The organism is uncultured Ramlibacter sp., from assembly GCF_936925435.1.
Classification (GTDB): Bacteria; Pseudomonadota; Gammaproteobacteria; order Burkholderiales; family Burkholderiaceae_C; genus Ramlibacter.
Genome location: NZ_CAKZHQ010000013.1, coordinates 63,218 through 76,743, shown reverse-complemented (window position 1 = coordinate 76,743; position 13,526 = coordinate 63,218). Strand labels below are relative to the sequence as shown.

At 67.2% G+C, this 13,526-nt stretch carries 9 protein-coding genes; 4 read left to right on the top strand and 5 right to left on the bottom strand.

The genetic code is table 11. The annotated features are described in order from the left end of the window. From Q0632_RS08100 to Q0632_RS08085, 4 genes are all read left to right on the top strand, one after another. Positions 1-1,247: calcium-binding protein (locus Q0632_RS08100; protein WP_298927034.1), on the top strand; the 1,247-nt coding region annotated here is incomplete at its 5' end. 472 nt (positions 1,248-1,719) lie between these two features. Continuing rightward, positions 1,720-8,283 carry a choice-of-anchor U domain-containing protein gene (locus Q0632_RS08095; RefSeq protein WP_298927029.1) on the top strand — a complete coding sequence of 2,188 codons (6,564 nt, stop codon included), beginning with the start codon at positions 1,720-1,722 and terminating at the stop codon, positions 8,281-8,283. Between the two features lie 229 nt (positions 8,284-8,512). Beyond that, complete coding sequence (locus Q0632_RS08090) at positions 8,513-9,109, top strand: hypothetical protein (protein ID WP_298927027.1); 597 nt, start codon at positions 8,513-8,515, stop codon at positions 9,107-9,109. 26 nt (positions 9,110-9,135) lie between these two features. Then, positions 9,136-9,873, top strand: coding sequence for a DUF1624 domain-containing protein (locus tag Q0632_RS08085; protein WP_298927024.1), 738 nt, complete (start codon positions 9,136-9,138; stop codon positions 9,871-9,873). Positions 9,874-9,938: 65 nt separating this feature from the next. On the opposite strand, the gene Q0632_RS08080 is transcribed toward Q0632_RS08085, so the two are convergent. Genes Q0632_RS08080 through Q0632_RS08060 form a run of 5 tightly spaced genes read right to left on the bottom strand, consistent with a single transcriptional unit; the run spans position 9,939 to position 13,499 of the window. Next, on the bottom strand, positions 9,939-10,718 hold the full coding sequence (locus Q0632_RS08080) for a peptidylprolyl isomerase (protein ID WP_298927021.1): 780 nt from the start codon (positions 10,716-10,718) through the stop codon (positions 9,939-9,941). A gap of 38 nt (positions 10,719-10,756) precedes the next feature. Further along, on the bottom strand, positions 10,757-11,029 hold the full coding sequence (locus Q0632_RS08075) for a BolA family transcriptional regulator (RefSeq protein WP_298927016.1): 273 nt from the start codon (positions 11,027-11,029) through the stop codon (positions 10,757-10,759). After that, positions 11,026-11,571, bottom strand: a complete 546-nt coding sequence (locus tag Q0632_RS08070) for a septation protein A (protein ID WP_298927013.1) — start codon at positions 11,569-11,571, stop codon at positions 11,026-11,028. Before Q0632_RS08070 ends, Q0632_RS08075 begins: the two co-directional genes overlap by 4 nt. Before the next feature lie 21 nt (positions 11,572-11,592). Further along, the gene (gene msrB / locus Q0632_RS08065; RefSeq protein ID WP_298927009.1) at positions 11,593-12,000 is read right to left on the bottom strand and encodes a peptide-methionine (R)-S-oxide reductase MsrB; all 408 of its coding nucleotides are present in this window, start codon (positions 11,998-12,000) and stop codon (positions 11,593-11,595) included. Continuing rightward, positions 11,997-13,499 (bottom strand): YdiU family protein, encoded by a 1,503-nt coding sequence (locus Q0632_RS08060; protein ID WP_298927006.1) that lies wholly within the window; start codon positions 13,497-13,499, stop codon positions 11,997-11,999. Before Q0632_RS08060 ends, msrB begins: the two co-directional genes overlap by 4 nt. Positions 13,500-13,526: the final 27 nt, after the last annotated feature.

The window sequence follows — 13,526 nt, the reverse complement described above, 5'->3', positions numbered from 1 at the left end:
GCGCGGCGGGCGACGATCTGCTCGAGGGCGGCGCGGGCAAGGACACGCTGAGCGGGGCAGGGGGCGCCGACCAGATGATAGGCGGCGATGGAGTGGACCTGTACTACGTCAAGGATGCCGGCGACACGGTGGTCGAGACCGAATCGAACAAGGCCATCGGTGGCATCGACGCGGTCTACAGCTACCTTGACGACTACACCTTGACGAATGATGTGGAGAACGGCTCCATCAAGCTGGCAGGCGGTGCACGCCTGGTTGGCAACGGCTTGGCCAACAGCTTGAAGGGTGGGGCGGGCGACGACACGCTCGAAGGCGGCGCGGGCAAGGACACGCTCAGCGGGGCAGGGGGTTCCGACCAGATGGTCGGCGGCGATGGGTCGGACCTGTATTACGTGGGGGCCGGCGACACGGTGGTCGAGAGCGAGGCGAACAAGGCCATCGGCGGCAGCGACACGGTCTATAGCTACCTTGACAATTACAGCTTGACGGCCAACGTGGAAGACGGCTACATCAAGCAGACCGATGGTGCGCGCCTGGAGGGCAACGGCTTGAACAACACCTTGAAGGGCGGCGCTGGTGCGGACACGCTCGTAGGCGGCGATGGTGCAGATGCGCTGTACGGTGAAACCATAGACGGTGTGTTCGATTACATCAGCGTCGACCGGATGGAAGGCGGCAACGGTTCTGACCGCTACTACGTGGACGATATGCGCGACGTGGTGGTGGAAACCGAAGCGGACCAGGCCGTCGGCGGCACCGACACTGTCTACCTCCTCACTGGCCAATTCACCCTCGGGGCCAACGTGGAGAATGGCTACGTCACCGACGGCGGAGGGGCCCTATACGGCAACGGGTTGGACAACCGCCTGACCGGTGGCGCCGGCTACGACATTCTGACCGGCAAGGGTGGGAATGACACCCTGGTTGGCGGAGACGGGAACGACGAGCTGTCCGGTAACGCCGGCAACGACACCATGACCGGTGGTCTGGGCGCGGACGGTTTCTTTTTCTTCAATGAGGGTTCAGGCTTCGCGGACGTCATCACGGACTTTGATGGAGGCCAAGGCGACATCATCTACGTGCCGTGGAGCTCTGGCGTGAACTACAACTCCACCGTGGAGCACGCGCTGACGACCGCCACCGACGAGGCGGGTGGCGTGCGCCTCGACATGGGCAACGGCAACTCGGTCCTGCTGGTCGGTGTCTCCGCTGCCAGCCTGCAGTGGGACTTCTTCCACCACGACTAGGCCTGGCGGCCCGCAGGGCGCCACCGCGATGCCTGCGGGCTGGCATGGCCTGGGAGCTCTGCGCCCAGCCCATGCCCAGCCAGCGCTTTGCCTCCATCGACACCTTGCGCGGCGCCGCCATCGTCTGGATGACGGCCTTCTGCTGCGAGGCATGGGCCTGGCGAACATACCTGCCACGCCCGGCGGCAAGCTGTTTGCCGGTTGACAGCACCGCTTCCATTGGGAAAAGCGCAGGCCAGCAAGCGTGACGAAGCCTTCTGACGCCATAGTTCTCCGCAATTTGCGACGCCCAACCGGCGAATCGTGATGTTTCGCACGTCACAAAACAACACTTTGTAAGTTGATACTTTTTGCCGTTTCGTAATACGGCTGCGCACTTCGGCCATTGCTACATTCGCGCCTTCCGTTGTGACGGTGTGCTGTTCAGGCATCGCAGAACAAGACCTTGTCCTGTTTCTCGAGGGAGGGCGCCATGCCTTTTTCCGGCCAACTCTGGTACATCACCGAAGCCCAAGACGCCGACACCCGTCTCGTCCGCATCAATGACGACGGCACCGGCAGCACCATCGTCAACGACAACGGCGTGGGGGGCGCGGGCGATAACGACTTCCCCAGTAGTTCCGTCACCGATATTGGCGTGGACACGGCGGCCGGCTTCTATTTCGCGATCGCCAACACCGCCTCTCCGCACAACACCAACGCCTTCCTGGTGCGGGGCAACATCGACGGTTCGCTCAACCCGACCGTCGTGGTGGTCGACTTTCCCGACACCATCATCGTCAACACGATCAAAGTGGATGCGATCAACCGCAAGATCTATGTCGGTGTCCAGGACAACTTCGGAACGGACGGCGCCATCACCGGCATCAGGATCTACACCTACACGGCCGCGGGCGCGGTCACCGACGTCGGCTTCCTGACCACGGCTGACAGTGACAACCGGCCGGACGCGGGCGGCTACAAGATTCTCGACCCCTTCGACTTCGCCATCGACCATTCGATCGGACGCCTGTTCTATTCGGATTCGGTCGACGGCATCACGTCCGGGCTGTGGCGCCTCGATCTCGCCAGCCCGAACACCCACACCCTGATGACCACCGCGGCCCAGTTCCCGGTGGACCTGACCGGTGGCCAGATCATGGACGTCGAGGTCGATGAGACCACCGACCTGGTCTATTTCACGACCCGCTCGCGGTTTCCGTCTGACGTGGTGCCGCCCGACCCCTACCCTCCCTACGACGCCAGCGACAACGCGCTCTGGTACATCAGCGAGAACGCGACGAACGCCACCGCCACCAGGGTGACCTTGACCGGCATGCCGGCCACCTTCTACGGCGGCGACATGGCGTTCGATCGGAGCACGCGCCAGATCTATCTCGAGAGCTCCGAGACCGCCCCCGGCCCTGACAACCGGATCTACGTCTTCCAGTTGAACGGCGCCGGCACCGCCGCCACGCTGATCCGCTCGATCAATCCCGCTCTCACCATCACCAACGCCGTCATCGAGGGGCTGGACTTCGTGGACCTGCCGGCCCTGGACGCCACCGGCACGGCCGTGGCCCCGACCGAACAGGCGGTGAATGCGACCATCCTGCTGACCGGGGCGCCGACGATCGCCGACACCGACGGCGGCTATCTGACCAGCGCCACGGTGCAGATCACAGGCGGCACCTTCTCGTCCAACGAGAACAGCACGGCCGACGACCATCTCGGCTACGGCGCCGGCAAGCAGATCACGGGCACGATCGCCGGGACCGGCATCTCGGTCGCCTGGAACGCGGCGAGCGAGACCCTGACGCTCATCGGCTATGACACCATCGCCCACTACCAGGCGGCGCTGGCCGGGCTGGTCTACTGGGCCACCGGCGACAACCCGACGAACTACGGGGCCAACAGCTCCCGCACCCTGACCTGGACGGTCAACGACGGCACGCAGGGCGTGCTGGCCGGCTCGGTCAACAGCGACACGACCACGATCAACCTCACGGCGGTCAACGACGCGCCGGTCAACGGCACGGTCTCCAGCGCCACGGGCAACGAAAACACCAACATCGCCATCACCGGCCTGTCGATCAGCGATGTCGACGCCAATCCGGCCGCGGTCATGGTCACGGTCACCCTGGGCGTGACCAAGGGCGTGCTGACCCTGCGGACCGACGTCGCCAGCGGCCTGGTGGCCGGCGACATTGCCGGCAACGGCAGCGCTGCGGTGACCGTCACTGCCACCGTCAACAAGATCAACCTCACGCTGGCGGCGTCCAACGGCCTGGTCTTCCTCGGCAACACCAACGTCAGCGGGACGGATACCCTGACGGTTGTAACCAGTGACGGCGGGGCCACCGGCTCGGGCGGTGCGCAGAGCGACACCGACGGCTACACCATCACCATCATCGGGTCGAACGACGCGCCGACCGTGAGCGGCGACGGCACCGAGGTCCTGGCCGCGACCAACGAGGACGTGGCCGTCGCGGTCCTGACCAACACCGTCTCGACCCTGTTCAGCGGCCAGTACAGCGACGGCGACACCGACGCTTTCGCCGGCGTGGCGGTGACCGCCAACGGCTCCACCGCCGGCACGGGCCAATGGCAGTACTACAACGGCTCCAACTGGGTGAACATCGGCGCGGCCTCGACCGCGGCGGCAGTGACGCTCGCCGCCACCTCACCGCTGCGCTTCCTGCCCGCCAGCGACTTCAATGGCGCGGCCCCGACCCTGACCGTCAAGCTGGTCGACGCCTCGGGCGGCGCCCTGACCAACGGCGCGAGCGTCAACACCACCACCAGCGGGGGCTCGACGCCCTACAGCACCGGCACGGTGGTCCTCAGCCACTCCGTCACCGCCAGCAACGACGCCCCGGCCATCACCGGCGGCACGGCTGTCAGCCTGGCGTCGATCGGCGAGGATTCCGCCCCCGGGGCGGGCCAGACGATCTCCTCGCTGTTCAGCAGCCACTTCTCCGACGCCAAGGACACCGTGGGCGGCGGCTCGTCGGCCAACGCCTTCACCGGCGTGGCGGTGACAGCGAACCCGGCGACCGCTGCCCAGGGCGTCTACCAGTATTTCGACGCCGGAAGCTGGCACGACCTGCCGGCCGTTTCGGTGTCTGCCGCCTTCGTGCTGGGCGCCAGCACCCTTGTGCGCTTCGTGCCCGCGGCCAACTATTCCGGCACGGCGCCGGCGCTGAGTGTCTCGATGATCGAGGACTCGGCCGGCGCGGTCACCACCGGCCAGACTCTGGACGTCTCCACGACCGGCGGCTCGACGCGCTATAGCGCGTCCTTGTCGCTGAACATCGTGGTCACCGGGACCAACGACGCGCCGGTCGCCAGCGGTTCGGCCACCCTGACGGCGGTCAACGAAGACACGGCCGCCCCGGCCGGCCAGTCCGTCTCGACCCTGTTCAGCGCGAACTTCAGCGATCCGGACGCCGGCGACACCCTGGCCGGCGTGGCGATCACCGGCAATGCGGCCTCGAGCCAGGGCGTCTGGCAGTACTTCAGCGCTTCCTGGATCACGATTGGCTCGCCCAGCGAGGCCTCGGCCCTGGTGCTGGCGGCGGGGACCCTGGTCCGCTTCCTGCCGGCCAGCAATTTCAACGGCGCGGTCCCGGCCCTGACGGCCTATCTGATCGACAGTTCCGGCGGCGCGGTGACGACCGGCGCCACTTTCGATGTCAGCGTCAACGGCGGACAGACCCGGTTCAGCGACGCCAGCATCAGCCTGACCAGCAGCATCACGGCTGTGAACGATGCGCCTGTGGTCCCGGCCACCGCCACGACGGTTGGCGCCACCGAACAGACGGCTGCCACGTTGCTGGGCTCAGTCACCGTCTCCGATGTCGACCTTGACAGCCGCAACAGCGGCTCGGGCGACTATGGCGGCACCAGCTTCACGGTCCAGCGCGCCTCGGCCAACGCGGCCGACACCTTCGCCTTCGCCCCGGGCGGGCTGTTCACGGTCAGCGGCGGCAATCTGCAGGCCGGCGGCCAGACTTTTGCCACCTTCACAAGCGCCGGCGGCGTGCTGAGCATCAGCTTCACCAGCTCGGCCGCTACGGCGACCACGGCACTGGTCAATGACGTCATCACCCACATCCGCTACACCAATGCCAGCGACGCGCCGCCCGGCTCGGTGACGCTGAACTACGGGTTGAACGACGGCTCGCCGGGCGGCGGCCAGGGCCCGGGCGCGACCGGCACGGCCGGCGGCTCGGTGCTGGTCAACATCACCGCGGCCAACGACGCCCACACAGGCGGGGCCAGCATCACCGGCACCGCAGCCGAGGACCAGGTCCTGACGGCGGTCTCGACCCTGGCCGACCCGGATGGCATCGGCACGCTGCACTACCAGTGGCAGCGCGACGTCGGCGGCGGCTTCGTCAATGTCGGTGCCGACCAGGCCACCTACACCCTGGGCGACGGCGACATCGGCGGCGTGGTCCGGGTGAGGATCAACTACACCGACGCCGGCGGCACGGTGGAATCGGGGACCAGCGCAGCCACCGGCGCGGTGGTCGCGACCAACGACGCGCCCACTGGTGGTGTCGCCATCACGGGCACGGCCACGGAAAACCAGGTCCTGACGGCCAGTACCGTCACCTTGGCGGACTCCGACGGCCTGGGCACGCTGCACTACCAGTGGCAGCGCAACACCGGCAGCGGTTTCACCAACGTCGGCACCGACCAGGCGACCTACACCCTGGGCGACGCCGACTACGCCAGCCTGATCCGGGTCGTGGTCAGCTACACCGATGGCCAGGGCTTCGCCAACAGCGCCACCAGCTCGTCCACCTCGGCCATCTCCGGGGTCAACGACGCGCACACCGGCGGGGCCAGCATCACCGGCACGCCGACCGAGAACCAGGTCCTGACGGCGGTCTCCACGCTGGCCGACGTCGACGGCCTGGGCACGCTGCACTACCAGTGGCAGCACGACGTGGGCGGCGGCTACGTCAATGTCGGCACCGACCAGGCCACCTACACCCTGGGTGATTCCGACGTCGGCGGCATCGTGCGGGTGGTGACCAGCTACACCGACGGCCAGAACTTTGCGGAGTCGGCGACCAGCGTCTCCACGGCCAGCATCACCAACGTCAACGACCCGCACACCGGCGGCGCCTCGATCACCGGCACGGCGGCCGAGGACCAGGTTCTGACCGCGGTCTCCACCCTGGCCGACAGCGACGGCCTGGGCACGCTGCACTACCAGTGGCAGCGAGACACCGGCAGCGGCTTCGTCAATGTCGGATCCGACCAGGCGACCTACACCCTGGGTGGCGCCGATGTCGGCGGGGTGGTCCGGGTGGTGGTTGCCTATACCGATGACCAGGGAACGCCGGAAACCGCCCCCTCCGCTGCCACCACGGTGGTCACTCCCCCCAACCACCCGCACACCGGCGGGGCGTCGATCACCGGCACGCAGACCGAGAACCAGGTCCTGACGGCGGTCTCCACCCTGGCCGACAGCGACGGGCTGGGCACGCTGCACTACCAGTGGCAGCACGACGTGGGTAGCGGCTACGTCAATGTCGGCACCGACCAGGCCACCTACACCCTGGGTGACGCCGACGTCGGCGGCATTGTCCGGGTGAGAATCGGCTACACCGACGGCCAGAACTTTGCGGAGTCGGCGACCAGCGCCAGCACCGCGGCCATCACCAACGTCAACGATCTGCCGACCGGGGTGGTGAGCATCACCGGCGCAGCCGCCCAGGGCCAAACCCTGACGGCGGCGAACACGCTGGCAGACGCCGACGGTTTGGGCGCCATCACCTACCAGTGGCAAGAAAACGGCACCGACATCTTCGGCGCCACTGCCGCCAGCCTGGTTCTGGCGGCGGCCCAGCTCGGCAAGACCATCACGGTCAGGGCCAGCTACACCGATGGCTTCGGAACCCCGGAGTCCGTCACCTCGGGCCCGACCCCAGTGGTGGTTTCGCCGGCCGCGCCCAACAACCCGCCGACTGGATCGGTCAGCATCGGCGGCACGCCCAGCCAGGGCCAGACGCTCACCGCGACCAACACCATCAGCGACGCGGACGGTCTGGGCGCAGTCAGCTACCAGTGGCGGCGCAACGGCGTGGCCATCAATGGCGCCATCGCCGCAACGCTGCTGCTGACACAGGCCCAGGTTGGCAGCGCCATCACAGTGACGGCCCGCTACACCGACCTGAAAGGCAACAGCGAAACGCTCAATTCGTCTGCCACAGCGCCGGTGGCGAACGTCAACGACGATCCGACCGGGTCGGTGGCTGTGGCGGGGCCGACAACGGTGGGCGCCATCCTCACGGCGTCCAGCACGCTGGCGGACCTGGACGGCCTGGGCGCCATCAGCTACCAGTGGCTGCGCGATGGCGCCGACATCACGGGAGCGTCCGGAGCGCTCTATCAGATCACAGGCGCCGACGTCGGAAGGGCCGTCAGCGTGCGGGCTTCGTACACGGACGGCTTCGGCCATGTCGAAGCGGCCGTGTCCAACGGCCTGGTCGGGGAGGCCGGTTTCACCTCCAACGCGACCATCCCGCCGGGCGCCAGCCGCGTTGACCTCGATGGCCTGCGCTTCGATGTGGCGGGCAGCGCGCGCTCCAGGATCACGCTGGTCGCAGACTCGCTCGATGGCCTGCCCGATCCCGACGCCAACACAGCCACGGTCCGCCAGTTCAGCCAGTCACCCGGCCCCAGCAATGACCAGGGCGTGGAAGACGCTGCGGGCAGCTTGCGTTTCGCTGTCGGGTTGAGCGGTACTGGCGGCACCGAGACCTTCAGCTTGCTGCTGGACCGCACGATTGCGCAGAACGGCTACTGGGTGGTCGATCGCGAGGGCTTTTGGACCAATCTGGCTGCGCCGGCGCACAACGGCGAGAGCGCGGTCAGCGGCAGCCAGGGGCGCCTGGACTTCCAGATCACCGATGGCGGCGAGTTCGACCTGGACGGAGCCGTCAACGGCGCCATCACCAGCGTCGGTGTCGTCGCCAACATGAATTTCAGTCTGCTCGGCCATACGCCTGACACCGGAGGAAGCTTTGTCCTTTTCTAACAACGATCCACGAGGGGCGCGTACGGCGCGCCTGGCCACACTCTTCGCCGCCACGGCGCTCCTGGCGGCCTGCGGTGGCGGCGGAGGCGGAGGCGGCGATAGCACCGCAACGCCTGCCCCGGCGGGCACGGCGCCTCCCACGGCCCCTGGCGGCGGCGGCGGCGCAGTTCCCGCGCCCCCGGCGGCGCCCACCTCGCTGGAGCAGGTCCAGGGATTCTGGAGTGGCTCCGTGGACGCGGGCAGCACGCTCGAAGCCGTGATCCTGCCCAATGGAGAAGCCTGGCTGGTCCTCCACTCCGGCGGCCAGGTGCGGTCGGCCGGGCGTGCTCAGGGCGTGCTCAATGGCGCTGGCGTCACCGCGACCGGCATCCTGACCGACCTGACCGCCGGGACCACGCAGGCACTGACGGTCCAGGCCACGTCGGTCCTCCCGAAGTCCACACTTGCCGCCAGCCTGAGCGTGCTGCTGCCGGCCAGAAGCGTGACCTGGGCTTACAACGCCCGCTACGACACAGCTGTGCCAGTGGCTGCATTCGCCGGGCACTGGCAGGGTTCGGCAGGCCAGCAGCGGATCGGCGCCACCTGGGACATCACGGCGGCGGGCGCACTGACCGGCACCAGCACCATCGGATGCACCTATACCGGCACCCTGGCTGCGCATGCGCAGGCGCCTTCCGTGGTGAAGGTGTCACTGACCGAAACCTGCACTAGCGGGACGCAGACCTTCACCGGCATCGCGACCATGAACGAGTCCAGGACCCAGACTTCCTATGTCCTCACGTACGCGTCCGGCGCGCAGGCCAGCTTCGTGGCGATGCAGAAGTAGCGTCAACGCAACTACACTCGCAGGCCATGTCCGGCCAGCGCTTTGACTCCATCGACACCCTGCGCGGCGCCGCCATTGTCTGGATGACGGCCTTCCATTTGTGCTTCGACCTGAGCTACTTCCGCCTGTGGCCGCAGGACTTTTACGCCGACCCGTTCTGGACCTGGCAGCGCGCGGCCATCGTCAGCCTGTTCCTGTTTTGCGCCGGCCTGGGCCAGGCCGTGGCGGTCGACCAGGGCCAGAGCTGGCAACGTTTCGGCAAGCGCTGGGCCCAGGTGGCCGGCTGCGCGCTGCTGGTGACGGCCGGCTCGGCCCTGATGTTTCCGCGCAGTTTCATCAGCTTCGGCGTGCTGCATGGCATTGCGGTGATGCTCATCGTCGTGCGCCTCACCGCCGGCTGGGGCCGCTGGCTGTGGCTGGCCGGCGGCCTTGCCATTGCTATGAAGTTCATAGCGCCCGAGGTCCATTCGACGGGGGCGTGGGTCGGATTCCTGAATGAAACTGGCTTCAACTGGCTGGGCCTGGTCAGCCGCAAGCCCATCACCGAGGACTGGGTGCCGGTGTTTCCCTGGCTGGGCGTGGCGTGGTGGGGCATGGCGGCCGGCCAGTGGCTGTTGCAGCACCGCCGCGAGGCCATCGCGCGGCCCTTGCCCGCTGCTGCGGCGCCGCTGGCCTGGCTGGGCCGCTGGAGCCTGTCCTGGTACATGCTGCACCAGCCGGTGCTGATCGGCGTACTGATGGCCTTCACGGCGCTGACGCGCTGAAGCCCTCAGCGCACAGCCATGAAAAAAGCGGCCCGCGGGCCGCTTTGTGATTTGCGCCGGGACGCTTATTCGATTTTTGCCTTGCCGCGCAGGTCTTCCTGGAACTTCGCCAGCTTCGCCTGCTGCAGCTGCTGGGCGATCTGCGGCTTGACCTCGTCCAGCTTGGGCAGCTGGGCTTCGCGCACGTCGTCCAGACGGATGATGTGCCAGCCGAACTGGGTCTTGACCGGGGCGTCGGTGGTCTGACCCTTGTTCAGCTTGAGCAGGGCGTCGGTGAATTCCTTGACGTAGCTGGAGGCATTGGCCCAGTCCAGGTCGCCGCCGTTGGCGCCCGAACCCGGGTCCTTGGACTGCTTCTTGGCGATGTCTTCGAACTTGCCGCCCTTTTTCAGGCTGGCGACGATGGCCTTGGCCTCGTCTTCCTTCTCGACCAGGATGTGGCGGGCGCGGTATTCCTTGCCGCCATTGGCCGCGACGAACTTGGCGTATTCGGCCTGGATGTCGGCATCGGTCACCGGGTTGGCCTTCTGGTAGTCGGCAAACAGTTCGCGGATCAGCAGGGTCTGGCGCGCCAGTTCGATCTGCTGCTTGAAGTCGTCGGTGGCGTCCAGGCCGCGCTTTTGCGCTTCCTGCATGAAGATCTCGCGGGCGACGATCTCGTCCTTGATCTGGGCCTGCATCTCGGGCGTCACCGGACGGCCGGACTTGGCCAACTGGGCGGCCAGCGCATCGGCTCGCGCCTTGGGCACGGCCTTGCCGTTGACGATGGCGATGTTCTGCGCGAAGGCCGGCGCGGCGATGCCGAAAGCGGCCGCGGCGACGGCGGTCAGGAGGAGCTTTTTCATGGGGGTTGTCCCTGGGATGGCGGAAGGGGAGGGGTTCGTCAGAGCGTCTCGATCGCCAGGGCGTGCAGCCCACGTGCGATGAAAACCTGCAGGCAATCATACACAAGGCGATGCCGCGCCACGCGGGCCTTGCCCTCGAAGGAGGGGGCGGCGATGCGCACCCGGAAATGGGTGCCCGAGCCTGTGCCGTCGGCGCCCGCATGGCCGGCGTGGGCGGCGCTTTCGTCCAGCACTTCGAGCTGCGTGGGCGCCAGGTCCTGCTGCAGCTTGGCGCGCAAGGCTTCGGCCGTGATGCCGGTTCCGCTTGTCACGGCTTGGGCGCCTCGTCGGCCTTGATGTAGCGGCCCAGGTACAGGGCCTGCGCCACCACGAACACCGCCATCAGGCCCAGGCCGCCGAACAGCTTGAAGTTGACCCAGGTGTCGGTGTCGAAGTGGAAGGCGACCCACAGATTGAGCACGCCCATCACCGCGAAGAAAGTGCTCCAGCTCCAGTTGAGGACGCGCCAGGCTGCGTCGGGCAGCTCCAGCTGTGCGCCCATCAGCGACTTCATCAGGTTCTTCTTGAAGAACAGCTGGCTCACCAGCAGAGCGCCGCCCATCAGCCAGTACAGCACGGTGGGCTTCCATTTGATGAAGGTCTCGTTCTGCGCCACGATGGTGGCGCCGCCGAACACCACGATCACGCCCAGGCTGACCCACTGCATGGGCTCGACCTTGCCGTGTTTCCAGCGCAGCCAGGCGATCTGGGCGATGGTGGCGACGATGGCTACGCCGGTGGCCACGTAGATCCCGCCCAGCTTGAAGGCCAGGAAGAACAGGATGATGGGGAAAAAGTCGATCAGCAGTTTCATGACGCTTGTGTCGTTCGTGTTTTATTTTTTCTCGAAATCGAGCGAGGCGGAGTTCATGCAGTAGCGCAGGCCGGTCTCGGTCGGGCCGTCGGGAAAGACATGGCCCAGGTGGGCGCCGCACTGGGCACACACCGTTTCCACGCGCGTCATGCCGTGGCTGGTGTCGCGGATCTCCTGGATGGCACCGGGCACGGCCAGGGAGAAGCTGGGCCAGCCGCAGCCGGCGTCGAACTTGGTGGCCGAGTCGAACAGCTTGTTGCCGCAGCAGATGCAGTGGTAGCTGCCGTCGGCCCAGACGGCTTCGTACTTGCCGGTGAAGGGGCGTTCGGTGGCGGCGTGGCGGGTGACCTCGTAGGCGCCGCGCTCGGCGCCCTTGTCGGCCAGCACGGCCTTCCACTGGTCGTCGGTTTTCTGGACGGGATAAGTCATGAGGAGCAGCTGATCTCGATCTGTGAAGCCCAGTCGGGCGGGAATCCGGCCATGGCTTCATGGTCCGGATGTTCTTCAAATGGGGCCTGCAACAGGCCCAGCAAGGTGGCAACCCCGGAATTGTCCTTCTCTTTGGCCTGCCGGATGGCCAGCTCACCCAGGTGGTTGCGCAGCACGTACTTGGGATTGGTTTTTCGCATCAAATCGGCCGCCAGACCCCGTCCATTGGGCGTCAGGCGCTCTGAATATTGTAGCAACCAGGGGTCGACCGCGGTCCGGTCCAGAAACAGGTCACGCACCGTGTCGGCGCTCTGGCCGGCCACGCGGCCCGACAGACGGCGCCAGAAGATGCTGTAGTCCACCCTGTCTTTGGCCAGCAGCTTGAGCACGTCCTCGATCAGCTCGCGGTCGCCCGGCTGCGCATCCGCCAGGCCCAGCTTGGCTCGCATGCGGCCTTCCAGCTCGCGCGGAAACACGGCCTTGTACGACTCCAGTGCGGCGATGGCCAGCTCCTGGTCGCCGATCAGCGGCAGCAGGGCCTGGCCCAGGCAGAACAGGTTCCAGTAGGCGATGTTGGGCTGCTTGTTGTAGGCATAGCGGCCCTGCTCGTCGCTGTGGTTGCAGATGTGGCCGGGGTCGAAGCCGTCGAGGAACTGGAAGGGACCGTAGTCGATGGTCAGGCCCAGGATGCTCATGTTGTCTGTGTTCATCACGCCGTGGCAAAAGCCCACGGCCTGCCACTGCGCCACCATCACCGCTGTGCGCTCGCTGACTTGCTCCAGGAAAGCGGCATAGGCATTGCCGGCGAATTTGTCGGTGGTGCGGCAGGCCGGGTAGAAGCGGTCGATGACGTGGTCGGCCAGGAGGCGCAGCTCGCCGTATTGCTCACGCGCCGAGAAATGCTCGAAATGGCCGAAGCGGATGAAGCTGGGCGCCACCCGCACGACCACGGCGGCGGTCTCGATCTCTTCGCGCCGCACTGGCTGGTCGGAGCCGGTGACCGACAGGGCCCGGGTGGTCGGGATGCCCAGGCCGGCCATGGCCTCGGAGCACAGGTACTCGCGGATGCTCGAGCGCAGCACGGCGCGGCCGTCGCCCATGCGCGAATAGGGCGTCAGGCCGCTGCCCTTGAACTGGAACTCCTGCGGCCCGGCCAGGGTGTCGGCCTCGCCCAGCAAGATGGCGCGGCCGTCGCCCAGCTGGCCGGCCCAGACGCCGAACTGGTGGCCGCTGTAGACGCTGGCCAGCGGCCGGGTGCCGGCGATCGCCAGGCCGCCGGTCAGTGCCTGCACCCCGGACGGGCTGGCCAGCAGGCCGGCGTCCAGGCCCAGCTGGCTGGCCAGCGGCAGGTTCAGCCCCACCAGCCAGGGCGAGGGCAGGGGCGTGGGCTGCAGCTCGGTGAAAAAGGCCGGGCCCAGGGCGGCGAAACTGTTGCGCCAGGTCAGGCGCAGGTCCAGGGGGCGCTCCAGGGCGGCGACGTCTTCTTGCATGCCTTGCATTGTCCCCGGACAGCCACAGGCATGGGC